Raw genomic sequence first — 24,059 nt, 5'->3', positions numbered from 1 at the left:
GGGCGGCGGCCCACTGCGCGACGGCGTAGTTCTGCCCGGCCTGGGGGTGCGCGGCCTCCGGGGCCCGGTCGTGGGTCCGGAAGGGGAGTGAGCGGCTAGCCGATCCGCTCGGCCCAGTCGACCGGCACGCGTCCGGCCGGGCCGGGGACGGGTTGGCCCGGCGGGTGGTTGTCAGGCGGGGCCAGCTGTGGGCCGGTCTCGAAGAACTCTTCGGTGTCGTAGTTCCAGAACCATCCCTCGCCCGGTTCGAAGCTGCGGATCACGGGATGCCCGGTTGCCTTGGCGTGCGCAGTCGCGTGTTTGGCGGGCGAGTCGTCGCAGCAGCCGATGTGGCCGCAGGCCGCACACCGCCGCAGGTGGAACCACCAGCCGCCTGCGGCATCGCATTCCACGCACCCGGTGCCGCTGGGCGGCACGGTGGGATCGATCGGCTTCTCGGTCGTCATGGCGACTCCTCGGGTGTTGCGGGAGACTCCCGGCCCGGTTCACCACCCGGGGCCGGTCGCACGGCTCTGGCCAGGGGAACAGTCCCCGGGACCAAACTCATCCTCGGCCCGTACTGCGCCATCTGCATCACGCGGGACCCGTGGAGGTTGGTCCGGCGCATGCCCGGGCGGGCGATCCGGCACCGCGGGCCTGACGGCTCCAGCTCGGGGACGCAGCGGTGCACCGGCGCGTCGAGGTCCACCCGGCAGTCGGCTCTCGCTACCAGATGACTGGGAGTTCGAGCGGTCCTCGGTTTCGGAAGGAGTCGCACCATTCGACTGGCTCGTCCGGGTGCGCCAGCCGCAGTGACGGGAAGCGGCGGATGAGTGCTTCGGTGGCGATCTCGGCCTCCAGGCGGGCGAGTGCCGACCCGAGGCAGTAGTGGATGCCGTGGCCGAACCCGAGATGTCCGCCTTCCGGTCGGTGGACGTCGAACCGGTCGGGGTCGCTGAACTGCTGCGGATCCCGGTTGGCCGAGGCGAGCGACATCCAGATCCGCTCGCCCGCCGCGATCCGGACGCCTCCGATGTGGACGTCCTCGCGGGCGAACCGTCGGGAGGCCAGCATGGAAGGGCTGTTCCAGCGCATGACCTCGTCGACCACCCCGTCGATGCCGAGGGCGCCCGATCGCAGGGAGTGCAGCGTTTCGGGGTGGGTCAGGAGCGCCAGGACGGTGTTGCCCACGAGGTTCGCGCTGTTGTCGTACCCGGCGAACAGGAGGAGGAAGGACAGGGCGACGAGTTCCGGTTCCGACAGCCGGTCGCCGTCCTCGCGTGCCGTGATCATCTGGGTGAGGAGGTCATCGCCGGGGTGGTCGCGCTTGTCGGCGATCAGTTCGACGAGGAAGCCGTGCATGTTGTGGAGTGCCCGGCGCGAGGTGAGGGCCGCGTCCGCAGCGGGGGAGCGGAGGGCGTCCGTCCACGTCCGGAAGTCTCGGCGGTCTTCCCGGGCGATGCCGAGTACGTCGCAGATCACCGTGAGCGCCAGTGGTGTGGCCAGGGCGGTCATGACGTCGGACGAGCCGTCCTGGAAGCGGTCGAGGAGTTCGTCGGTGCGCTGCTGGATCGCCGGCCGCAGCCGGGCGACCCTGTGGGCGGTGAAGGCCGGGGCGACGAGGCGGCGCAGGCGGGTGTGGTCGGGCGGATCCATGTTGAGCAGGTGCGCGTCGAGCGACGGGGGCATCGACGCACCGTGCTTGCCGCTGCTGGTGGAAGTCCGCTTGTTCAGCGACAGCCGTGGGTCGGTCAGTGCTGCCCGAACGTCTTCGTAGCGTGTGACCAGCCACACCGGAGCTCCGTCCGGCGTCATCGTGCGTACGACGGGGCAGGCCCCCCGCAGGTGTGCGTAGCCCGCGTGCGGGTCGGCCAGCAGTGCGGGGTCGAACAGCGTCGGGGTGTCCGTCGACGTGCCCGGAGCCGGACCGGTGCCTGTCATGAGGCGGCGACTCCGGCGGCGGCTCCGGCGAAGCGCGCGGTCACGGCGGCAACCACGGGAGAGGTCTTGTAGGCGACCGCCACCTTGACCAGCCAGGAGACTTCCTCTGCCGGGTCGACGGCGGTGGGGGCGTGGAGGCTGGTGGCCGTGGCCGGTACGAGGGCCCCGGCAGTGTGTGCGCGAAGAGCGACGCTCATCTGAGCGGCCTCCACGGCCGCCTCGACCTCGTCGGGCGTGAGCTTCCGCTTCCGTGCGAGGTCCCGTGCCTCCTGCGCGACCGACTCCGTGAAGTAGGGGCGCAGCCTGAGCTGGGCATCGCGGATCTCCACCCGCTGGCGCGTCACGAGCAGGTCGAGGTCCTGCAGTGTGTCGGCCTCGTGGCTGTCACGGGGCTGAAGGACCATCCGTCCCTCGCGGATCTCGATCCTGGGACGTGAGAGCAGGTCCCGGACGGACCAGGGCTCCTGACGCTCGTTCGGCGTGAAGAGGACGAGTTCGGGAAAGGCGGTGGCGAGGTCGCACCACAGGGGGTAGAGGCGCGTGTAGGACCGGTAGGCGGCTGCGAGATCCTTCAGGCGGCTCGCTCCGGCGCCCCAGCCGGGCATGGTGAACCCGATGGAGAAGAGCATGGCCGAGACACTGGCGGACAGCGGTGCCGCGATGCTGCTGACGTCGTGCAGGGGGGAGGGCCCGAACAGGTCCCAGACCATGTTCGCGACCTTGGGCACTCCGTAGCCGAGACCGAACCAGGCTCCGAGGGCGACGGTGAGGAGTCCGCGGCGCAACCACAGGCGGTCCACGGCCTTGGCATAGCGGCGGCACAGCACGATGAGCATCACCATGCTGGTCGTGAAGAGGAGCTGGTAGCTGAGCAGGAAGGTGGAGATGTAGGGCACCGCTTCGAAGGTGACGTCGAAGTCCACGGGATGCTCCGGGCCGTCGACGTTGCCGAGGAAGAAGCACACGGTCATGACGACGAGCGTGGCCAGCGAGTAGCCGACCCCGATCCAGTGGCGCAGCCGGAACCCTCCCTGGGCCGAGGACCAGGACACCAGCAGGGCGATGAAGCCGGTCACGCAGACTGCCACGCAGATGTAGATGATCAGTGTGGCGATGTTCGGCACGCCGAGGACGTCATCGATCCCCATGTAGACGTGGGGCGAGGCGAGGACGAACGGGGCGGCGAACGTGGCGATCGAGAGGCAGAGGAGCTGGAGTTCCCGGTTGCGCCAGTCCCGTGCCAGATCACGGACCTTGTAGACGAAGGCACTCCACGTGATGACCGACAGGATGCCGTAGACGACGGTGAGCAGCAGCAAGGGTCAGGTCCTTCGCGAGGAGTTGCGTTCCAGGGCGGCACCGATGTGCCGGACCAGGTTAGCCATGCCGGGGCTCACGGGCTCCTGCCGTGCCTGGGCGGCCTCGCGGCCGGCCCGCAGGGGAAGGAGGGAGGCGACCAGTTCGGCTGCCCGCTCCTCCTGGCTGGTGTAGACCGATCGCGCCAGGACCGCCTGGACGAAGCGCGGGTCGAGGGTGGGCATCAGCAGCCGGGTGGCCTCGGCCTGGTCGGCCTCGGTGGAGCCGTGTCCCAGCAGCATGTGGCCGAGCTCGTGCATGACGATGTGTTCCTGGTGAGCCCGGCTCGTCTCCTGCAGGTAGAGGACGTAGTCGATGTCGTCCGTGGCCACCCACAGGCCGCACGGGCTTCCCGGGTGGACGGGCAACGCCACGGGGACGAGCGAGATCTGGCGTCCCCGCCGGCGTTCGACACTGTCGACCAGCGCGTTGATGCTGAACGGGCTGGGGAAGTCGATCCGGGCCACTACGTCGGCGCAGCGCTTGCGTAGTTCCTTGTCGTTCAACTCCGCTCCCCACAGGAGTTCGATCTGCTGCCACTGGACGAACTTCACGACATCCCCCGGTCGTGCTGGTGGGGCTCCCGTGGCGGCCGGTGAGGGCGACGACAGGGGAACCCGGCGAGTGGACCCTACCCGGGCGTGGCCGGGTGCGCCGCGCTACATGCGTTGCCGCGGGTTCGCCTTGCTGAGGAGGTCCAGCACGGGCGAGAGGGCCTGAAGCGCGTCCGCGGGCAGGCCGGCGACCTGGCGCATCGCGACGCTCCTGGCGCCCACGGCCTTCAAGGCTCCCAGGAGGAACAGGTCGTTGGGGTCGGCGGCGGGGATCGTGTCGTCGACGAAGTAGCCGGGCGGGAGACTGATCTTGCCGGCGAAGTCGCGCAGGGGCCGGCGCAGTTGCTCGTCCCACTGCCCGGAGCGCAGGGTCGCGAGGTCCGAGGGACCGATCTTGCAGCCTCGGGAATCCAGGACTGCGACGCGGGCCGCGTCATCGAGGGCGGCGGCCGTGTCGGGCTGCAGGACCCTGAGGACGTCGTCCAGCCGCTGGAGCACCATGGCGGGCGAAGGCTCCGACGCCGGTCCGGCGGTTGCATCGTCGCCCGCGGACAGGAAGTGCGCGATCGGAACCTGGTACACGTTCGCCAGGGCGGTCAGGGCGTTGATCCCCGGGTTGGCGACCTTGCCGTGGCGGAGGTTGTGCACCGTCTGACGGCTGATGGTGGGGCTGCCGGGATGACGCTTCGCGTGCTCCTGGCTGGCAAGCTCCACCGCGAGGTAGTCCCGTGGACCGGTTCCGTCGGGGTGCCCGGTGCTCATGAGGTGTTCGAGTCGCTCCGCGATGGTTCGGCGGTGAGCCGTGGTGCTGTCCTCGGCCATCTTCCTGTGCGCTCCTTCGCGGCGTGGGGGCTGAACTGTCGTCAATCATACGTGACGAGCGGTCAGTCGGGTCGTTCCCTCATCAAGGATTCTTGACAAGGTGGGGTCCGGGTATGCACGATCGGTTGTGACGCCGCACCGGACGGTGAGGATCTGTACAGCGTGGACGGAGCAAGTACGGGGGCCGTCCTGCCTGCTACGGGGGAAGATCCTACCGTCCGGTCGGTGGACCGAAGGCGTCCGCATGCTCGTTCGAGCGCGCATCGTCGCCGAAGCGGCCCGTAGGCGCACTGCGGGCTCCACGCGGTCAGTTGCCGCACGTGGGGGGTGTCCTGACGGTGGCGGGGGAGCCTTCGTGGCACCCCCTCCGTCTTGCTGGTGGCTGCACCGTTCGATCGCCGAGTCCCCGCTGTCGGTGGCACCGCGATTCCGGACGGCAGTTCGCGCCCCCGCCGGACGGAACGGGCACGCAGCTGCGGCCGGGCCGCTCCTCGTAGCCTGGCGGCATGGCGATTCACGGTTTCGGGACCACTGAGTTCCAGCTCGTACTGCTGCGCAGGATGGCCGACCATCACCCCGAACTGGTCGAGCAGGCCGTCCGGCGGCTCGGTGTCACGCGCGGCGCCATGCGGGAGGCGAACAAGCGCTGGCAGGCGATGATCCGCTCGCCCCGGTTCCCGGCCGGCGCCCGGCGGTACATCGCGGTGCTCGGCCCGCCGCCCACGATCGTGCCCCGTCGGATCGGCGATCTCGCGTGCACGGCGCAGCAGTGGCCGCTGCCGCTGTGGCCCGAACTGCGCTTCGAGGTCCTGGTCGGCCCGGCGCAGGCCGGCAGTCCGCTGTTGAACGAGTGGCTGGTCCGCGCTGCGGACGCACCGGCGCCGGTGCTGCGCACGCTGGGCGATCTCGTGCCGTGGAGCTGCGTGGTGGCCGATGTGGGGGCCGCGTTCCCGCCGGCGGTGCCGCGCGAGGGCAGTGCCCCGACCCGCTTCCGGCTCGACTTCACCGCCCCGGACGCCGGTGGCCGGCCGCTCGCGTGCACCGCCGACTTCACCTGGGGCCTGCTCCAGGAGGTCCGGACCTCGGACAAGTGACCGCGATGTCTGCGAGATGCAAGGTCAGACGCGATTGACACCTTAGGTAGACAGGTGGACATCGAGTATGGCAATGTAATCAAAGGAACTTGGTGGGTCGGATATCGGAAAGTGAAGGACCATGTCGGACGTCGCGCGCGTCATCGTCGGAGTAAGCGGATCGCTGCACAGCCTGACTGCACTGCACCGTGCGGTGGACGAGGCCCGTGCCCGGCAGGCCGTCCTGGTCCCCGTGCTCGCCTGGACCCCCGTCGGCGGGGAGCGCAACTACCGTGCGCAGCCGTGCCCGCCGCTGCTCCGCACGTGGGAGGAGGCCGCCGGCGAGCGGCTGGAGCGCGCGCTGGACGAGGCGTTCGGCGGTCTGCCGGTCGGCGTGCGGGTCGAGCCGCTGGTGGTGCGCGGGGAGACCGGCCCGGTGCTGACGCGGCTGGCCGACCGGGCCGACGATCTGCTGGTGGTCGGCGCCGGGCAGCAGGGCGCGGTCCGGGGCAGTCTGCACCGGCTGCTGCGGCGCTCGGTGAGCCGCTACTGCCTCGCCCACGCGCGCTGCGGCGTCCTCGCGGTGCCGCCGTCCGCGCTCCACGCCGACCTGCGCGCGCTGCACCGCGGCATCGACATCCGGGAGTTCACCGAACTCGCCGCCGCCTGACGGCCGGGACCGCCGCAGGGGCACTCGCGGTAGGTGTCCGGGAGTCCCCGTTCGCGGGGATCCCGGACACCTCATCGGCCGCTGGGTCTCAGGCCGTCAGTCGCCCGTCCCCGCCGTTCGATCCCGCCGGGTCGGACGAACCGCGCCGCCGTCCCAGCGTGGCCACCGCGATCATCGCGGCGACCGCCACGACGGCCATCGGGGCGAACCGCCAGAATCCGCCGGTCTGCTGCCACATCGCGTGCAGGTTGACACTCAGCGCCCACGGCAGTGCGGCGAGTCCCGGAACGGCCACCACGTACCATCCGCGCAGCGCCGTCAGCGCCATCAGCAGCGGGACGCAGACCATCAGGGCCCGCGACTGCAGTTCCAGGTGGTGCGTGCTGTCGTAGACGTTGGCCGTGAGCGCCACCACGGGGGTCAGTACCGCCGATGCCGCCAGCAGGCCCCGCTCCCGCCAGGTCGGCGACGGCAGGGCGTCCCGTGGTGCGGCCAGGAGCACCAGGGGCCAGAGCAGGTACGGCCCGTGCCACTGGAGTTGCTCCAGGAAGTCCCAGAGGTCGCCGAAGAACGGATCGGTCGCCTGCAAGGCCATGTCCGTCGCCGTCGCGAGTGCCGACACGACGGCGAACGACTTCGCCGCCGTCCACCTCCCGAGCACCGCCGCGCCGGCCGAGAGCAGTACCGCCCCGACCACCGCGTAGGAGGCCAGGACCTTCAGGAGGTAGTGCGTGTGGTGCAGCGTCAGATGCCCCGGAAAGCCCTGCGTGTACTCGATGGCTGCGTACGCCGTCGCCAGCCCCGCCGCCGCCCCGGCCACGAGCGGCGCGGCCAGTACCGCCAGCCGCCCGCCCGCCGAGGTGGACGTGAGCCCGGTGCGCATGCGCAGCCCGTACGCGCCGAGGTCGAACAGCTCCCGGGCGGTGGCCAGCCGGCCCGCATCCGCCGTGGTCCCGGCGAAGACGTCGGCCAGTTCCTCGCCGCGCTCGCGGCGGTAGCGGCCCGGGTAGAGCATGAGGGCGGCCCTGAGGCCGGCCGTCGACTGGTTCACGCGAAGGCCCCCCTGACCCCCGGACGGACAACGGAAACGGAGAGCCGGCGCTTGGCCTCGGCGGCGACGGCCCGGAGTCGCTCGGCCTCGGCGGCCAGCACCCCCCGGCCGGCGTCGGTCAGCGCATAGGTGCGCCGGGCGCGGCCGTCCACCACCTCGTCGGCGGCGACCTCGATCAGGCCCTGGCTCAGCAGCCGGTCGAGCGCGCCGTAGAGCGTGCCGGTGCGCATCGTGACCCGGCCGTCGGAGATCGCCGCGATCTCCTGGATGAGTGCGTAGCCGTGCCTCGGGGCGTCGGCCAGCGCGGTGAGCAGAAGCAGTGTCGGCTCCTGCATGGAGCGTTCTGTCATGCGCCTACATATATCGCTCACCGGCTCATTCCGTCCACCGGAACAACACCTTTCACAGGAGCCTCACCCGCCACCCCCCGCGAACCGGCGGCCGGGGGTGCCGGGGAGGCGGATGTAAGGGCGTGCGACGCTGGTGCGATGTCGCTCGTCCCTGCCCCCGCGGAGCCGATAACGCCCGACCCGGTGCGCGAGGTGCCGGGCGCGCTGCTCACCCAGTCCTGGCTCGACCTGTCGTTCCTGCACTGGGCCGCCGACCCCGCGGACGTGGCGCCGCTCCTGCCGGCCGGGACCGTGCCGGACACGCACGACGGACTCACCTACATCGGCCTGGTGGCGTTCCGGATGCACCGCGTGGGCTGGTTCAACGCGCCGGGCATCCCGTACCTCGGCACCTTTCCGGAGACCAACGTGCGGCTCTACTCGGTGGACCGGCACGGGCGGCGCGGTGTGGTGTTCCGCTCGCTGGAGGCCTCGCGGCTGCTGCCGGTGGCCATCGCCCGCAGCGCCTTCCGGCTGCCCTACATGTGGGCCAAGATGGCGATCCACCGCGACGCGGACACCATCGGCTACACCAGCCGCAGGCGCTGGCCCGGACCGCGGGGGACACGCTCCCGGATCCGGGTCCGCATCGGCGAGCGGATCGAGCGCCCGACGGCCCTCGAACACTTCCTGACCGCCCGCTGGGGCATGCACAACGCCTTCCTCGGCCGGACGGTGCACCTGCCCAACACCCACCCGCGCTGGCCGCTGCACCGCGCCGAACTCCTCCATTGCGACGACGAGTTGGTGACCGCGGCCGGCCTGCCGTCGCCGGCCGGGCCGCCCGTGAGCGTGCTGTACTCCCCGGGCGTGCCGGTCCGCTTCGGCCGTCCCACCCGCCCGGGCGGCCTGCCCGCCCCGGCACCGAGGGGCCGACGGCCCCGTGGAGTGTCGGCCCCGGGCCCGAAGCAGCCGAAGTCGTAGCCGGTCAGGGGAGGACGGGGAGCGGCGGATGCCGGTACTCCTCCATCGCATCGAGCAACCAGTCCGCGAGGTACTGGGCGAATGACCCGCGGACCAGGAGCCGGTACGACGGCGCCGCGTCGAGCTGGTGGAGCACCACGTTGACCTTGGACACCATCGTCTGGGCGCAGCGGCCCGGCGCGAAGGCGCGCGGGTGCAGATCGAGTGAGCAGCCCTTCTCCAGTACCTGGCGCGCGGCCGGGCCGGACAGTTCGAGCGTCGTGCGGTTGGCGGAGACGTCCACCACCGATCCCGGCTCGTCTCCCAGCGCCGCGCGCAGGACCCGCTCGGTCGTCGGACGGGAGCCGTCCGGGCCGACGACGAGCCACTCGTCCGGTCCCAGCCACAGCAGTTGGAGGTCGCCCGCTCGGACGGCGGCGCCGGTCCGAGTCGGCAGAGGCGCGCCGAGCGCCTCGGCCACCTGCGCTGCGGCCGGGCCGGCCGGGTCGAGCCGGAGGTCGAGCTGGACGAGGAACGGGACCTCGCGCAGCCGGACGCCTCGTCCGCCCGTGACGGCAAGGGCGACACGGGGGTCCCCCCGGCCGGAGGCCGGGGGAGTGTCGGTGAGGTGTCCGAGCGGGCTGCGCCGCAGCTGGTCAACCGTCACGGCGGGCTCCCTTCGGGTCGTAGAGCACGGGTCCGGTGATGGTCGCGGCGACCATGCGGCCGTCCGGGAGCGGCGCGAGGACGGTCTCGCCGATCCTGTCCCGGCCGCCTTGGACGAGGGCGAGGGCGAAGGTCCGGCCGAGCGCGGCGCTGCGGTAGCTGGAGGTCACGTGGCCGAGCGAGGGGACCGGGCCGGTCGTGGTGTCGACGCCGTCGGCCACCAGCTGGGAGCCCTCCGGCAGCAGTTCGCCGCGGTCGACCGGCAGCAGTCCGACCAGGTGCCGGCGATCGGCCCGCGCGGTGTCCGACCGGCGGAAGGACCGCTTGCCGACGAAGTGCTTGTGGCGGGAGACGATCCACTGCATGCCGAGGTCCTGCGGGGTGACCGTGCCGTCGGTGTCCTGGCCGACGATGGGGTAGCCCTTCTCGGCTCGCAGCACGTGCATGGTCTCGGTGCCGTAGGGGGTGATTCCGGCCGGGCCGCCCGCCGCGATCACGGCCTCCCACACGGCGAGGCCGTACCAGCTCGCGACGTTGATCTCGTACGCCAGCTCGCCGGAGAAGGAGATGCGGCAGATCCGGGCCGGAACGCCGTTGGCCAGGTCGGCCTGACGGGCGGTCATGAAGGGGAACGCCTCGTTGGAGACGTCCAGACCGGGCGCGAGGGCGGCGACGACCTCGCGGGAGCGGGGGCCGACGACGGCCACGGTGGACCACTGCTCGGTCACCGAGGTGCAGCGCACGCGCAGCTCGGGCCACTCGGTCTGCAGCCACTCCTCCAACCAGTCGAGCACGGCTGCCGCGTTGCCGGTGGTCGTCGTCAGGTAGTAGTGGTCGTCGGCGAGCCGCACGGTGACACCGTCGTCGAAGACCATGCCGTCGGGGCGGCACATGACGCCGTAACGAGCCGATCCCACGGCCAGTTCGGCGACGCCGTTGGTGTAGATGCGGTCCAGGAAAACCCCGGCGTCGGCGCCGATGATGTCGATCTTGCCGAGGGTGGAGGCGTCCAGGACCGCGGCGCCTTCGCGGGCCGCTCGGCACTCCCGCAGCACGGCGGCGTCCATGTCCTCACCCGACTCCGGGTAGTACCGGGGACGCTTCCACTGGCCGACGTTCTCGAAGACCGCGCCGCGCCGGACGTGCCAGGGGTGGATCGGCGTCGTGCGCACCGGGTCGAAGAGCGGGCCGCGCTCGCGTCCGGCGAGCAGGGCGAAGGAGACGGGGACGTACGGGCCGCGGAAGGTGGTGGTGCCGACCTCGCCGGGCGAACTCGCCCCCAGCAGCCGGGCGATGGCGCCGATCGCGTTCACCCCGCAGCCCTTGCCCTGGTCGTGGGCGGTGCCGATGGTGGTGTAGCGCTTGATGTGCTCGACGGAGCGCATCCCGGCCCGGACCGCCCGCTGGACGTCGGCGACCGTCGCGTCGCGCTGGGAGTCGATGAAGTGGTCGCGCCAGGTCGCCGGTTCGCCGTCCTCGCCGGGCACGATCCAGACCGGACGCGGTGGCGCGGGTGGCTCGTCGCCCGCGCTGGGAGGCACCGGCGGGACGGCCGCGGGGAACCCGGCGCGGGTCGCGGCCGCCGCTCCGGCCGCGAAGCCCTCGTCGAGACAGCCGGCGAGGTCGTACGTGCCGCGCCCGGCTCCGACGGCCTGGACATCCTGCGTGTTCACGTCCGGGACGAACGCGGCGATCCCCGTGTCGTAGCGCACGGTGCCGCGGGACTGGCTCCACAGATGCACCGCCGGGCTCCAGCCGCCCGAGACGGCGAGCAGGTCGCAGCCCACCTCCCGCACCGGCCCGGTCAGTGCGTCATCGGCGGTCAGTCCGCTGATCCGCACGGCCGTGATCCGGTCCTCGCCGGCGGTCGCGACCACGGCCGCCCCTGGGAGGACCTCGATCCCGGCGCGGCGAGCATTGGCGACCAGTGCGGCGGGCGGCTGCGGGCGGGTGTCCACCAGCGCAGCCACTTCGGTGCCGGCCGCGGCCAGGTCGAGGGCCGTGGCGTAGGCGTGGTCGTTCGTGGTGAACACGACGGCGCGCCGACCGGGGAGCACCGCGTAGCGGTTGAGGTAGGTCCGGACGGCGGCGGCCGACATCACGCCGGGGCGGTCGTTGCCCGCGAACACCATCGGCCGCTCGTGCGATCCGGTCGCCAGGACGACCTGGCGGGCCCTCAGGTGCCAGAGCCTCTGACGGGACACGCCGGGGACCGGGTGCGGGCCCAGGTGGTCGGTGCGGCGCTCGGCGACCAGCAGGTAGTTGTGGTCGTGGTAGCCGATCGCGGTGGCGCGGGTGAGGATCCGCGTCTCGGGCAGGGCGGCGAGTTCGGCGCGGACACCTTCGATCCAGTCGAGCGCGCGGCGCCCGTCGATCTCTTCCCGGCCGCCGAGCAGCGCGCCTCCGAGCTCCGGCTGGTCGTCGACCAGGACGACCCGGGCCCCGGAGCGCCCGGCGGCGAGTGCGGCTGTCAGGCCCGCCGGGCCGCCGCCGACGACGAGAACATCGCAGTGGAGGTGCATTTTGTCGTGGACGGCCTCGTCGGGTGCCTCGTCGAGCCGGCCCCGGCCCCGCAGGCTGGTGGCCGACAGCCCGTCGTACAGCTCGACCGTGGTGGCGAGCAGCATCGGTTCCGAGCAGGGGCCGTCGACCTGGACCAGCGCGTGGGGCTCGTCCACGCCTGCCGTGACGATCCCGCGTGGACGCTCGCGGTGGAGGCTGGGGGCGGTGGCGAGCACGCCGTTGGCGAGCAGTGCGGAGGCAAGGGTGTCGCCGCGCAGCCCGCAGTACTCGACCCCGTCGTAGCTGAACCGCAGCACGGTCGCGCGCTCGACGCGACCGCCCTCGGGAAGGCGGTGGGTCATGCGTGCACCTCGGGCTCCGCCCGGCCCGCCGGGTAGACGGCCAGGATGTCGTGGGTGACGGTGTGGCGGATGACGTTGAACCAGCGGCGGCAGCCGGCCGCGTGCGACCAGCGCTCCGCGAACGGGCCCTTGGGGTTGTCGCGGACGAAGACGTACTCGGCCCACCGGGCGTCGGAGAGCTCCTCGGGGTCGGCCGGGTAGGCGACATGGGCCTGGCCGCCGTAGTGGAACTCGGTCTCGTCGCGCTCCCCGCACCAGGGACAGGCGATGAGCAGCATGTGTCCTCCTGCGGGGGCTCAGTGTGCGACGGCGGCGGCGCCGTGCTCGTCGATGAGGGCGCCGGTGGTGAACCGCTCCAGCGCGAAGGGCGCGGCCAACGGGTGTGCCCGGCCGGTGGCGATGGTGTGGGCGTAGACCCAGCCCGAGGAGGGTGTCGCCTTGAAACCGCCGGTTCCCCAGCCGCAGTTGAGGTAGAGCTTCTCGATCGGGGTCGGTCCGATGATCGGCGAGGCATCGGGGGTGACGTCGACGATGCCGCCCCAGGTGCGCAGCACGTGGGCGCGGGCGAAGATCGGGAACAGCTCCAGTGCGGCGGCCATCTGCTGCTCGATCCGGTGGAACGAGCCGCGCTGGCCGTAGCCGTTGTACGGGTCGATGCCCGCGCCCATGACCAGCTCGCCCTTGTGCGCCTGGCTGACGTACACGTGCACGTGGTTGGACATGACCACGGTCGGGTGCACGGGTTCGAGCAGTTCGGAGACCAAGGCCTGCAGCGGGTGGCTCTGCAGCGGCAGGCGCAGGCCGAGCAGGTCGGTGAGGGTGCTGGTGTGCCCGGCGGCGGCGAGCGCGACCTGGCCGGCGGCGATCCGGCCGAGGGTGGTCTCGACGCCGATGACCCGGTCGCCGTCGCGGACGAAGCCGGTGACCTCGCAGTTCTGGATCAGGTCGACGCCGTACTCGTCGGCCTTGCGGGCCAGCGCCCAGGCGACGTGGTCGTGCTTGGCGATGCCGGCCCTGGGCTGGAGGGTCGCGCCGAGCACGGGGTAGCGGACCTCGGGCGAGGTGTTGACGATCGGGCAGAACGCGCGGACCTCGTCCGGGTCCAGCCACTCGGCGTCGACTCCGCCCAGCCGGTTGGCGTTGACCCGCCGGGTGCCCTCGCGGACGTCCTGCGGGGTGTGTGCGAGATTGAGCACGCCACGCTGGCTGAACAGGAAGTCGTACTCCAGTTCCTCCGGCAGTTCCTCCCACAGTTCCAGCGCGTGCTCGTAGATCGCCGCGCTCTCCTCGCACAGGTAGTTCGAGCGGATGATCGTGGTGTTGCGCGCCATGTTGCCGCCGGCCAGCCAACCGCGTTCGAGGACGGCGACGTTGGTGATGCCATGGTTGCGGGCCAGGTAGTAGGCGGTGGCCAGGCCGTGGCCGCCCGCGCCGACGATGACGATGTCGTAGGACGGCTTCGGATCGGGCGTGCGCCACAGCCAGTCGGGGTGCTCGGGAAGCTGGTGGGGCATGGCAGGACTCCTGCCTGACGTGTGGAGGGCAACCAAGCTGTTTCAGATTACGCACGCGGTTGCGCAACCCACAACAGTAGGGAGGGGCGAACGTCGGCGGAAGACCTGACACCGCAGCTTGGTGCGGCTTGACGCCGATCCGTGCCGCGCGGAGACTGTTGCGCCATACGGATCGAGTCTCACTTGGAGAAACTCGCCGTCGACGTCGCGTCGGACGTCGGTTCCCCCTGCCCCATCCCGCCTCGCCATCGCCCGCCAACCGCCTGGTTGCGGTACCGCACCCGCCGGGCGCCGACAGCTACGGCAGGAACACATGACCTTTCAGCAGTACGACTTCATCATCGTCGGCGGAGGATCGGCCGGTTGTGCGCTCGCTGCCCGGCTGAGCGCGGACCCGGCGAACCGGGTGCTGGTGCTGGAGGCCGGGCGGCCCGACTACCCGTGGGACGTCTTCATCCACATGCCGGCCGCCCTGACGTTCCCGATCGGGAGCCGCTTCTACGACTGGAAGTACGAATCCGAGCCCGAGCCGTTCATGCGCGGCCGGCGGATCTACCACGCCCGGGGCAAGGTCCTCGGCGGCTCCAGCAGCATCAACGGCATGATCTTCCAGCGCGGCAACCCGCTGGACTACGAGCGCTGGGGTGCCGACCCCGGCATGAAGACCTGGGACTACGCGCACTGCCTGCCGTACTTCAAGAAGATGGAGAACTGCCTCGCCGACCGGGACGGCGCGTTCCGTGGCCACGACGGCCCGCTCGTCATGGAGCGCGGGCCGGTGGGCAATCCGCTCTTCGGCGCCTTCTTCGAGGCGGTGCAACAGGCCGGATACCCGCTGACCGATGACGTCAACGGCCACCGTCAGGAGGGCTTCGCCCCCTTCGACCGCAACCTGCACCGCGGCCGCCGGCTCAGCGCCGCCCGCGCCTACCTGCACCCCGTCCTGGGCCGCCCCAACCTGGAGGTGCGGACCCGGGCGCTCGCCACCCGCGTCCTCTTCGACGGCAAGCGGGCCGTCGGCGTGGAGTACGCCCACCGGGGTTCGGTGCGGCGCGTCCAGGGCGGGAGGATCATCCTCTCCGGAGGCGCGATCAACTCCCCGCAGCTGCTTCAGCTTTCGGGCATCGGCGACGCGGACGAGCTGTCCGCCCTCGGTATCAGGCCCGTCCACCACCTGCCCGGCGTCGGAGAGAACCTCCAGGACCACCTGGAGGTGTACGTCCAGCACGCCTGCAGGCAGCCCGTCTCGGTGCAGCCCCAACTCAAGCTCTGGCGGCGGCCGTTCATCGGCGCGCAGTGGCTGTTCCTGCGCAGCGGGCCGGGGGCGACCAACCACTTCGAGGGCGGCGGCTTCGTGCGCAGCAACGAGGACGTCGACTACCCCAACCTGATGTTCCACTTCCTGCCGATCGCCGTCCGCTACGACGGCTCCGCGCCGGCCGGCGGACACGGCTACCAGGTGCACATCGGCCCGATGTACTCGGACGCGCGAGGCTCGGTGAAGATCAGGTCGCGCGACCCCCGCGTCCACCCCCTGCTGCGCTTCAACTACCTCTCCACCGCGCAGGACCGGCGGGAGTGGGTCGAGGCCATCCGCGTCACCCGGCGCATCCTCGGCCAACCCGCCTTCGCCGAGTTCAGCGACGGCGAGATCTCTCCCGGCCCTGCCGTGGACACCGACGAGCAGATCCTCGACTGGGTCGCCCGCGACGGCGAGACGGCCCTGCACCCGTCCTGCACCTGCAGGATGGGCACCGACGACATGTCGGTCGTCGACCCGACCACCATGCAGGTCCACGGGCTGGAGGGGCTGCACGTCGTGGACGCCTCGGCGATGCCGTACGTCACCAACGGCAACATCTACGCTCCGGTGATGATGCTCGCTGAGAAGTCCGCCGACATCATCCTCGGCAACACACCCCTGGACCCGGACCACACCGAGTTCTACCGCCACCGCAAGGCGGCCTGACCCACGCGGAGTTCCGGGTGGAAGCGGGCCGGCCGTCCGCTGCTCGGCGACGCGGAACAGCCGGACACCTGCGACCGGCAGGGGGCGGAGTCTCTCCGTTTCCTGCCGATGGCCCGTGCGCGCCCCTTCCGCCAGGTGGTTGGCTTCTCCAGTCCACCGGGCACATGGAGTCGCCCCGACGCCCGCACATCGCTCATCTCGGTCACTCGGATGCGGTCGGCCGCGTACGCGGAATGCGGCTCAGCCCGTTGTGACCGTGACGGCCGGGACCAGAGTGCGGCGGAGCCGGTTGAACACCTTGGCCTGGTTCATCGCGAGTACCGCGACGGCCTGCCCGTCCCGCACGTACACGGCAGTGAAGGAACGGCTGTCGATGTCGCCCTCGACGATCCGGGGTTCGTCGCCCGGCCTGACGTGCCCGGCGAGCTGGATGCGCGCCTGGTACTGGTCGGACCAGAAGTAGGGGGCGGAGGTGGGCCCGGGCGCGGGTGTGCCGGACAGAAGTGTGCGGGTGGCGGTCCTCGGCTGCTCCGTCGCGTTGGTCCAGTGCTCGATGCGCGTGTGCCGGCCGGTGAAGGGGTTGGGGCAGCGGGCCACATCCCCCACGGCCACCACGCCGGGGACGCCGGTTGCGCAACCGGCGTCGCAGACCACCCCGTCGTCCACCCGGACGCCGGAGCCTGCGAGCCAGTCGGTCGCGGGACGTACCCCGACGCCGACCACGACGACCTCGGCGGGCAGCACACGTCCGTCCGCCAGCCGTACACCGGTGACGCGGTCATCGCCCGTGAAGCCGACGACGTCGACGCCGCACCGCAGGCGGACCCCGTGGTCGGCGTGGAGCGAGGCGCAGACCAGGCCCATCTCACGGCCCAGCGCCCGCTCCAGGGGCACCTCGGCGGCCTCGACGACGGTGACCTCCAGCCCCAGGCGGTGAGCGGTGGACGCCACCTCGGCGCCGAGGAAGCCCGCGCCGATGACGACGACCCGGGGCGTGCCGTTGGTGAGGTCCGCGCGCAGGGCCTCGGCGTCGTCCAGCGTGCGCAGGGTGTGGATGCCGGTCAGCCCGGCCGAGCCGGGGATCGTCCGGGGGCCGGCGCCGGTGGCGATGACGACCGCGTCGGTGCGCAGCTCGCGACCGCCGGCCAGGGTCACCGTCCGGCTCGCCGGATCAAGGCGTACCGCCCGCTCGCCGAGCAGCCACTCCACCCCCAGGTCCCGGTACTCGTCCGGGGTGCCCAGGGCGAGCGCCTGTGCGTCGATGTCGCCCTTGAGGAACTCCTTGGACAGCGGCGGGCGGTCGTACGGCCGGTGGCGCTCCTCGCCGACGATCACGAGGGCGCCGTCGTACCCCTCGGAGCGGAGCTCACGGGCGGTGCTGAGGCCGGCGAGCGAGGCCCCGACGACGGCGATCGTTCTCATGCCGGCTCACCGACGGTGATGTCGAGCAGCACGAAGCCGTCCTGCACGGAGACCCGGTGGGTGCGCAGCGGCTCCTTCGCCGGGGGGCAGGTGGGGCGGCCGGTCCGCAGGTCGAACGAGGCGGCGTGCAGTGGGCATTCGACGAGGCAGCCCTCCAGCCAGCCGTCGGCGAGGGACGCGTCCTGGTGCGTGCAGGTGTCGTCGACGGCGTAGAAGGTGCCGTCCGCGTTGAAGAGGGCGATGGGGGAGGGGACACCCTCGGTGACCCGGAGGGCCTCGCCGGGGGGCAGGTCTTCGATCCGGCACACCGTGATCACGTGGAACCTCCAGAGCCTCCAGAGATCGAATCGTGTCGCGTATTGCACAACTCGATTCGGTATACGCAACATGGTTTCTTCGGGTCGAAGCCTTGTCAAGGGTCGTGGAAGCTGCTGGTTGTGCATAATGTTGCGCCATGAGCAACAGTGCGGGGCAATCCCCGGTGCAGTCCGTCGACCGGGCGGTGACGATCCTCGAACTCCTCGCCCGCCGCGGCGAGTCGGGGGTGACCGAGATCGCCGCCGAGCTCGGGGTGCACAAGTCGACCGCGTTCCGGCTGGTCGCCGCCCTGGAGCTGCGCGGGCTGGTCGAGCAGCCCGGCGAGCGGGGGAAGTACCGGCTCGGCCTCGGCCTGGTCCGGCTCGCCGGTGCGGCGACCGTCCGGCTCGACCTGTCCCGGGAGAGCCGGCCGATCTGTGAGCGGCTGGCGGTCGAGGTCGCCGAGACCATCAACCTGGCGATCCTGGACGTGGACGCGGCCGTCAACATCGACCAGGTGCTCGGCCCGTCGGCGATCACGACGCACAACTGGGTCGGCCAGCGGACGCCCCTGCACGCGACCTCGAGTGGGAAGGTGCTGCTGGCGCACCTGCCCGAGGCGGCCCTCGAGAAGAGGCTCGCCGAGCCGTTGGAGCGGTACACGCCGCGCACCGTCACCGACCCCTTGGAGCTGCGGAAGCAGCTTGAGGCCGCCCGCAGGGACGGATTCGCCTGCACCATCCAGGAGTTGGAGACGGGACTGAATGCCGTGGCCGCTCCGGTCTTCGCCCACAACGGGCAGGTCGTGGCCGCGATCAGCGCCTCCGGGCCGTCGTTCCGGCTGTCCGAAGGGCTCCTGCGCGAGGTGGCCGTCGCGGTCCGGGCCGCGGCCGAGGAGATCTCCGGACACCTCGGCTACGTGCGCGTCCGCTGAACGCGCGGGGCGCCGGGTGTTCGCCCGGCGCCCCGTTGCCGTCTGACCCCGGTGGGCGTCAGAGCCCTTCGGCGGCGGTCTCGGCAACCGGGCCGCGCAGTGCAACTCCCCTGCGGTACCTGAGGTACAGGCACAGGCCCACCGCCGTGATCACGGCGGTGAAGACCACGGCGCCCCACTGGTAGTACCAGTGGTCGTTGCCGTAGACAGCGGCGCGCGGCCAGGCCAGGTTGACCGTCATCGCCGCCCCGTAGAGCACCGCGAAGGCGTTCACCGGCAAGCCCCAGCGGCCCAGGTTGAAGTACGGACCGTGGCCCGGGCCCGGCCACTGGCCGCGCAGCCGGCGCAGCAGCATCGGGCCGGTGACCATCAGGTAGGGGATGTAGAAGAGGATGATCGCGACCGAGGTGAGGATGTAGAAGACCCGCTGGTTGCCGATGTTGACCACCAGCAGTGCGATGGTGAGCAGGCCGGTGACGAGTGCCGGGACGATCGGCGTCCTCGACCGCGGGGAGACCTTGGCGATGGCGTGGCCGAAGGGCAGCCGGCCGTCGCGGGCCATGGCGAAGAGCAGTCGGACGGCGGCTGTCTGTACCGCCAGGCAGCAGACGGTGATGGCGATCGCCGAGCAGATCAGGAAGGCGTCGCCGAGGCCGGTGCCGAGGGTGGACTTGACGAGGTAGGGCATGCCCAGCGTGCCGAGCTCCCGGGCGTTGATGTCGCCGACCGCCATCATGCCGACCAGCATCAGCAGCCCGCCCGCGAGGAACGCGGCCGTGAGGGCGCGGAGGATGGCGCGCGGGGCGTGGCGGCGCGGCTCCTTGGTCTCCTCGGCCAGGGCTCCCGCGGTGTCGAAGCCGTAGAAGACGTAGGCACTCATGATGGACGCGACCAGGAAAGCGCCCAGGTAGCCCGAGGAGTGGCCGGCGCCGGTGCCCGCGGTGTGCAGGACCACCTGCGGGCCGCGGTGGATGTGGACGGCCAGCATGATGATCAGCAGGGTGACGCCGATCAGCTCGACCGCCACGCCCAGGTTGTTGATCCTCGCCATCAGCCGGACGCCGACGATGTTGACGACCGTGGTGAACACCACCAGGCCGAGGGCGAGGACGATCGCGTTCCTGGCGCCGTCCGGCGTCGTGGTCTGCCCGGCGTCGTCGGCGCTGCCGACGACCTGGAAGGCCAGTGAGACCTGCGGCAGGATCACCTGGTAGGCGACCGCGACGGCGGCGGCCGTGACGACCGCGCCGATCGCCATGATCCAGCCGGACATCCACGAGGTGATCGGTCGGGCCGTCTGCTTGGACCACTGGTAGACCCCGCCGGCCAGCGGGAACTGCCCGGCCATCTCGGCGAAGCAGAGGGCGACGGCGAGCTGTCCGGTGAAGACCAGCGGCCAGGACCAGATGAAGGCGGGTCCGCCGGCGCCGAAGCCGAAGCCGAAGAGCTGGAAGACGCCGGTCATGATCGAGATGTAGCTGAAACCGGCGGCGAAGCTGGAGAAGGAGCCGAGGGAGCGCTCCAGCTCCTGCCGGTACCCGAATCGGGCCAGGTCGCGGGTGTCCTCACCCGATGGTCCGGGGGCGGTGGTGCCGATGTCTCCCGAGCTGCTCATGGGCGCTCCTGGTGCAAGGCGGGTGTCGGGACGCGGGGGTCCGCGAGGGCCGGCGGAGGCGTTGTCGGGGGGAAGGGGTTGATGATCTCGCGCTCGCGGCCGTCCTCGGCCGCCGTCCGGGAATCGACGATGAGCAGGGATGCGGAGCGGATCGATGGGCGTACGGCCGGCCCCCCTCGGATGAGTTGCGCAATTTGAGACGATTGTCTTTATCCGCAACGTGCCGCCGAGTATGGAAGGGCTGGAAAGGGGTGTCAAGGGGACCGGCCGTGACCACTCGCAGACGGAAGCGTGTTCGTGGCGGAGTCTTGACACGGTTCGACGGGCGGTCGACCCTGTTCCATATCGCGCACTCATTTGCGTATTGTGCAACTCCGATCTCCCGAGAGGGGGCGGATCACGTGGCAGCTCGACCGAAGGTCGTGATCGTCGGCGCCGGAATCGTGGGCTGCGCGCTGAGCGACGAACTCACCGCGCGCGGCTGGACGGACGTCACGGTGCTCGACCAGGGACCGCTGTTCGCCACCGGTGGGTCCAGCTCGCACGCTCCCGGCCTGGTCTTCCAGACCAACTCCTCCAAGACGATGACCGAGTTCGCGCGGTACACCGTCGACAAGTACTCCGCGCTCTCGCTGGACGGACAGTGGTGCTTCCGCAAGGTCGGAGGCCTGGAGGTCGCCACCACGCCGGAGCGGGTCGAGGAGCTCAAGCGCAAGCACGGTTACGCCGCCTCCTGGGGTGTGCGGGCCCACCTGCTCGACCCGGACCAGTGCGCCGAGCTGCACCCCCTGCTCGACCGTGACCGGGTGCTCGCGGGATTCCACACCCCGGACGACGGCCTGGCCAGGGCGGTGCGGGCCGCCGAGGCGCAGGCCCGCCAGGCGATCGCCCGCGGTGCCCGGTTCCTCGGCCACCACACCGTGACCGGGGTCGAGTCGGCGCGCGGCCGGGTCACCGCCGTGGTGACCGACCACGGCACCTTCCCCGCCGACGTCGTGGTCTCCTGCGCCGGGTTCTGGGGGCCGAAGATCGGGCGGATGGCCGGCCTCGTCGTGCCGCTGGTCCCGATGGCCCACCAGTACGCCAGGACCACCCCCGTGCCCGCGCTGGCCGGCCACAACTCCGAGCTGCTGGAGGCGTCCAAGCCGATCCTGCGGCACCAGGACCGCGACCTGTACTTCCGCGAGCACGTGGACCGGATCGGCATCGGCTCCTACGCCCACCGTCCGATGCCCGTCGACCTCGCCGAGGTGGCCGCCCCCGGCGGTCCGGTCATGCCCTCGGTGAAGGCGTTCACCGAAGAGGACTTCGAGCCGGCCTGGAACGACTCCAGGGCGCTGCTGCCCGCGCTGGCCGGGACGAAGGTGGAGGAGGGCTTCAACGGCATCTTCTCCTTCACCACCGACGGCTTCCCGCTCCTGGGCGAGGCGCCCGAGCTTCGCGGCTTCTGGGTGGCGGAGGCCGTGTGGGTGACGCACTCGGCGGGCGTGGCGCGGGCCGTGGCGGAGTGGCTGGTCGAGGGCGGGCCGCGCACCGACCTGCACGAGTGCGACCTGAACCGCTTCGAGCAGGTCCAGCTCGCGCCCTCCTACGTGCGCGAGCGCAGCTGCCAGAACTTCGTCGAGGTCTACGACATCATCCACCCGCTGCAGCCGATGGAGGAGCCGCGCCCGCTGCGGGTCAGCCCGTTCCGCGGTCGGCAGCGGGAACTCGGCGCGGTCTTCCTGGAGGCCTCCGGCTGGGAGCGCCCGCACTGGTACGAGGCCAATGCCGCCCTGCCCGAGGTGGCCGGCATCCCGCGCCGGGGAGAGTGGGCCTCGCGCTACTGGTCGCCCATCGCGGGCGCCGAGGCACTGGCCACCCGCGAGCGGGTCGCGCTGTACGACATGACGGCCCTCAAGCGCCTGGAGGTCACCGGCCCCGGAGCGCTCGGCTTCCTGCAGCACCTCACCAGCAACCAGCTCGACAAGCCGGTCGGTTCGGTCACCTACACCCTGCTGCTCGACGAATCCGGCGGTGTGCGCAGTGATCTGACGGTGGCGCGGCTGGGCGAGCACCGCTTCCAGGTCGGCGCGAACGGCAATCTCGACCTCGACTGGCTGACCCGGCACCTCCCGGCGCACGGTACGGTCCAGGTCCGCGACATCACGGCCGGCACCTGCTGCCTCGGCGTCTGGGGCCCGCTCGCCCGCGAGCTGGTCCAGCCGCTGACCGACGCGGACTTCTCGCACCGCGGCTTCGGCTACTTCAAGGCCAGGCAGGCGTACCTCGGCAACGTCCCGGTCACCGCGATGCGCCTGTCGTACGTCGGCGAGCTCGGCTGGGAGTTGTACACCACCGCCGATGCCGGGCCGCGGCTGTGGGACACCCTGTGGCGGGCAGGCGGGTCGCTGGGCCTGGTCGCCGCCGGGCGCAGCGCGTTCAACAGCCTCCGCCTGGAGAAGGGTTACCGCTCCTGGGGGACGGACATGACCGCCGAGCACAACCCCTACGAGGCCGGCCTCGGCTTCGCCGTCCGGATGGACAAGGGCGACTTCGTCGGCCGCGGCGCGCTGGCCGGCCTCGGCGAGGGGACCGTCTTGCGCCGGCTCGCCTGCCTCCTGCTCGACGACCCGCAGGCCGTGGTGATGGGGAAGGAGCCGGTATACGTCGACGGCACCCCGGCGGGCTACGTCACCAGCGCCGCGTACGGGTACACCGTCGGCAGGTCCATCGCCTACGCCTGGCTGCCGGGCGCCGCGGCCGTCCCCGGAAACCGGGTGCACATCGAGTACTTCGGGGAGCGGCTGCCCGCCACGGTCGCCCAAGAGCCGCTGTTCGACCCGGAGATGGCCCGCATCCGCCGGTGATCCGGACCGGCGGTCCGGCAGGAATCCCGGTTCCCCACTCACGAAAGGCGGCCGCTGTGACCGCGACCGAACTCCCGCCGAGCCTGATCAGCACCCTGCCCGGATCCTCCTACACCGACCCGCGGATCTTCGCGCGGGAGCAGGAGAAGATCTTCGAGGCGATGTGGTTCTGCGTCGTGCGCGCCGCCGACCTGGATGCGCCCGGCACGTTCCGGACCGTCCAGGTCGGCCGGGAGAGCGTGCTGGTGACCCGCTCCCGCGACCACACGATCAAGGCCTTCCTCAACATCTGCCGCCACCGCGGTGCCCGGATCTGCACCGAGGAGTCCGGCGAGGTCAAGCGGAACTTCCGGTGCCCCTACCACGCCTGGACGTACGGGCTCGACGGCAAGCTGGTGGCCGCGCCGAACCTGACCGGCATGCCCGACATCGACCGGACGGCCTTCGGCCTGGTCCCGGTGCACGTGCGGGAGTGGCTCGGGTACGTCTGGGTCTGCCTGGCCGACGACCCGCCCTCCTTCGAGGACGACGTCATCGGCGCCGCGACCGAGCGGCTCGGCGACCCGCGCGCGATCGACCGCTACCAGGCCGACGAGCTCGCCGTGGGCCGGCGGATCCGCTACGAGGTGCGCGCCAACTGGAAGCTGATCGTCGAGAACTTCATGGAGTGCTACCACTGCGCCACGATCCACCCCGAACTCACCGAGGTCCTGCCCGAGTTCGCCGACGGCTACGCGGCCCAGTACTACGTCGGGCACGGTGCCGAGTTCGCTGCGGAGGCCGAGGGCTTCACCGTCGACGGAAGTGCCGGGGTCGCGCGGATCCCCGGCGTCTCCGAGGAGCAGGACCGCAGGTACTACGCGATCACCGTCAAGCCGCAGGTCTTCGTCAACCTGGTGCCCGACCACGTGATCGTCCTCCGGATGTATCCCCTCGCGGTGGATCACACCGTCATCGAGTGCGACTGGCTCTTCCTCAAGGACGTGGTCGAGTCGGGTACGGACGTGTCCCGCTCGGTGGAACTCTTCCACCGGGTGAACGTGCAGGATTTCGGGGCGTGCGACCGCACCCAGCTGGGCATGGATTCCCGCTCGTACGCGCGGGGCGGTGTGCTGGTGCCCAGCGAGCACCACATCGGGGCCTTCCACGAGTGGGTGACGGACCGGCTCCGCGGCTGACCCGTCCCCGCCC

21 protein-coding genes are annotated in these 24,059 nt (G+C 71.4%); 7 read left to right on the top strand and 14 right to left on the bottom strand.

Annotation, left to right across the window (positions count from 1 at the left end; all coding sequences use genetic code 11):
• Window positions 1-95: 95 nt before the first annotated feature.
• From ACWCXH_RS01035 to ACWCXH_RS01015, 5 genes are all read right to left on the bottom strand, one after another.
• Window positions 96-446 carry a UBP-type zinc finger domain-containing protein gene (locus ACWCXH_RS01035; RefSeq protein WP_449799184.1) on the bottom strand — a complete coding sequence of 117 codons (351 nt, stop codon included), beginning with the start codon at window positions 444-446 and terminating at the stop codon, window positions 96-98.
• A 259-nt stretch (window positions 447-705) separates the two neighbouring features.
• Window positions 706-1,920 carry a cytochrome P450 family protein gene (locus ACWCXH_RS01030; RefSeq protein WP_449799183.1) on the bottom strand — a complete coding sequence of 405 codons (1,215 nt, stop codon included), beginning with the start codon at window positions 1,918-1,920 and terminating at the stop codon, window positions 706-708.
• On the bottom strand, window positions 1,917-3,239 hold the full coding sequence (locus tag ACWCXH_RS01025) for an MAB_1171c family putative transporter (RefSeq protein WP_449799182.1): 1,323 nt from the start codon (window positions 3,237-3,239) through the stop codon (window positions 1,917-1,919). Before ACWCXH_RS01025 ends, ACWCXH_RS01030 begins: the two co-directional genes overlap by 4 nt.
• A gap of 3 nt (window positions 3,240-3,242) precedes the next feature.
• Entirely contained in the window at window positions 3,243-3,830 is a 588-nt protein-coding gene (locus ACWCXH_RS01020; RefSeq protein WP_449799181.1) for a hypothetical protein, read from the bottom strand.
• 105 nt (window positions 3,831-3,935) lie between these two features.
• Window positions 3,936-4,652 carry a hypothetical protein gene (locus tag ACWCXH_RS01015; protein ID WP_449799180.1) on the bottom strand — a complete coding sequence of 239 codons (717 nt, stop codon included), beginning with the start codon at window positions 4,650-4,652 and terminating at the stop codon, window positions 3,936-3,938.
• A 506-nt stretch (window positions 4,653-5,158) separates the two neighbouring features.
• Here ACWCXH_RS01015 and ACWCXH_RS01010 point away from each other — a divergent pair.
• Complete coding sequence (locus tag ACWCXH_RS01010) at window positions 5,159-5,746, top strand: hypothetical protein (protein WP_449799179.1); 588 nt, start codon at window positions 5,159-5,161, stop codon at window positions 5,744-5,746.
• Between the two features lie 121 nt (window positions 5,747-5,867).
• Window positions 5,868-6,395 carry a universal stress protein gene (locus ACWCXH_RS01005; RefSeq protein WP_449799178.1) on the top strand — a complete coding sequence of 176 codons (528 nt, stop codon included), beginning with the start codon at window positions 5,868-5,870 and terminating at the stop codon, window positions 6,393-6,395.
• An 88-nt stretch (window positions 6,396-6,483) separates the two neighbouring features.
• On the opposite strand, the gene ACWCXH_RS01000 is transcribed toward ACWCXH_RS01005, so the two are convergent.
• Both ACWCXH_RS01000 and ACWCXH_RS00995 read right to left on the bottom strand, forming a co-directional pair.
• Window positions 6,484-7,446: a hypothetical protein gene (locus tag ACWCXH_RS01000; RefSeq protein ID WP_449799177.1), complete on the bottom strand. Its 963-nt coding sequence runs from the start codon at window positions 7,444-7,446 to the stop codon at window positions 6,484-6,486.
• Window positions 7,443-7,796 (bottom strand): PadR family transcriptional regulator, encoded by a 354-nt coding sequence (locus ACWCXH_RS00995; protein WP_449799176.1) that lies wholly within the window; start codon window positions 7,794-7,796, stop codon window positions 7,443-7,445. The genes ACWCXH_RS01000 and ACWCXH_RS00995 overlap by 4 nt, the downstream gene beginning before the upstream one ends.
• A 138-nt stretch (window positions 7,797-7,934) precedes the next feature.
• Here ACWCXH_RS00995 and ACWCXH_RS00990 point away from each other — a divergent pair, with 138 nt between their 5' ends.
• Window positions 7,935-8,759 carry a YqjF family protein gene (locus ACWCXH_RS00990; protein WP_449799175.1) on the top strand — a complete coding sequence of 275 codons (825 nt, stop codon included), beginning with the start codon at window positions 7,935-7,937 and terminating at the stop codon, window positions 8,757-8,759.
• 4 nt (window positions 8,760-8,763) lie between these two features.
• Here the strand turns inward: ACWCXH_RS00990 and ACWCXH_RS00985 are convergent, their stop codons facing one another.
• The 4 genes from ACWCXH_RS00985 to ACWCXH_RS00970 are packed head-to-tail and all read right to left on the bottom strand — an operon-like array spanning window position 8,764 to window position 13,782.
• Window positions 8,764-9,405 carry a sarcosine oxidase subunit gamma gene (locus ACWCXH_RS00985; protein ID WP_449799174.1) on the bottom strand — a complete coding sequence of 214 codons (642 nt, stop codon included), beginning with the start codon at window positions 9,403-9,405 and terminating at the stop codon, window positions 8,764-8,766.
• On the bottom strand, window positions 9,395-12,268 hold the full coding sequence (locus tag ACWCXH_RS00980) for a sarcosine oxidase subunit alpha family protein (protein WP_449799173.1): 2,874 nt from the start codon (window positions 12,266-12,268) through the stop codon (window positions 9,395-9,397). Before ACWCXH_RS00980 ends, ACWCXH_RS00985 begins: the two co-directional genes overlap by 11 nt.
• Window positions 12,265-12,546 carry a sarcosine oxidase subunit delta gene (locus ACWCXH_RS00975; protein ID WP_449799172.1) on the bottom strand — a complete coding sequence of 94 codons (282 nt, stop codon included), beginning with the start codon at window positions 12,544-12,546 and terminating at the stop codon, window positions 12,265-12,267. Before ACWCXH_RS00975 ends, ACWCXH_RS00980 begins: the two co-directional genes overlap by 4 nt.
• An 18-nt stretch (window positions 12,547-12,564) precedes the next feature.
• Window positions 12,565-13,782, bottom strand: coding sequence for a sarcosine oxidase subunit beta family protein (locus tag ACWCXH_RS00970; protein ID WP_449799171.1), 1,218 nt, complete (start codon window positions 13,780-13,782; stop codon window positions 12,565-12,567).
• Window positions 13,783-14,095: 313 nt separating this feature from the next.
• Here ACWCXH_RS00970 and betA point away from each other — a divergent pair, with 313 nt between their 5' ends.
• Entirely contained in the window at window positions 14,096-15,751 is a 1,656-nt protein-coding gene (betA, locus tag ACWCXH_RS00965) for a choline dehydrogenase (protein WP_449799170.1), read from the top strand.
• 240 nt (window positions 15,752-15,991) lie between these two features.
• Here the strand turns inward: betA and ACWCXH_RS00960 are convergent, their stop codons facing one another.
• Together ACWCXH_RS00960 and ACWCXH_RS00955 are read right to left on the bottom strand one after the other, a co-directional pair.
• A complete protein-coding gene (locus ACWCXH_RS00960) occupies window positions 15,992-17,173 on the bottom strand; it encodes an NAD(P)/FAD-dependent oxidoreductase (protein ID WP_449799169.1) in 1,182 nt (393 codons plus the stop codon).
• A complete protein-coding gene (locus ACWCXH_RS00955; RefSeq protein WP_449799168.1) occupies window positions 17,170-17,490 on the bottom strand; it encodes a bifunctional 3-phenylpropionate/cinnamic acid dioxygenase ferredoxin subunit in 321 nt (106 codons plus the stop codon). The genes ACWCXH_RS00960 and ACWCXH_RS00955 overlap by 4 nt, the downstream gene beginning before the upstream one ends.
• 137 nt (window positions 17,491-17,627) lie before the next feature.
• On the opposite strand from ACWCXH_RS00955, the gene ACWCXH_RS00950 reads away from it, so the two are divergent.
• Window positions 17,628-18,404, top strand: coding sequence for an IclR family transcriptional regulator (locus ACWCXH_RS00950; RefSeq protein ID WP_449799167.1), 777 nt, complete (start codon window positions 17,628-17,630; stop codon window positions 18,402-18,404).
• Window positions 18,405-18,462: 58 nt separating this feature from the next.
• On the opposite strand, the gene ACWCXH_RS00945 is transcribed toward ACWCXH_RS00950, so the two are convergent.
• Entirely contained in the window at window positions 18,463-20,019 is a 1,557-nt protein-coding gene (locus ACWCXH_RS00945) for an APC family permease (RefSeq protein WP_449799166.1), read from the bottom strand.
• A gap of 401 nt (window positions 20,020-20,420) precedes the next feature.
• Between ACWCXH_RS00945 and ACWCXH_RS00940 the strand changes: the two genes are divergently transcribed.
• Together ACWCXH_RS00940 and ACWCXH_RS00935 are read left to right on the top strand one after the other, a co-directional pair.
• Window positions 20,421-22,868, top strand: a complete 2,448-nt coding sequence (locus ACWCXH_RS00940) for a GcvT family protein (RefSeq protein WP_449799165.1) — start codon at window positions 20,421-20,423, stop codon at window positions 22,866-22,868.
• A 56-nt stretch (window positions 22,869-22,924) separates the two neighbouring features.
• Window positions 22,925-24,046, top strand: a complete 1,122-nt coding sequence (locus ACWCXH_RS00935; protein ID WP_449799164.1) for an aromatic ring-hydroxylating oxygenase subunit alpha — start codon at window positions 22,925-22,927, stop codon at window positions 24,044-24,046.
• Window positions 24,047-24,059 lie beyond the last annotated feature (13 nt).

This window comes from Kitasatospora sp. NPDC001660, assembly GCF_053596725.1.
This window is presented reverse-complemented; position numbering and strand designations above follow the sequence as displayed.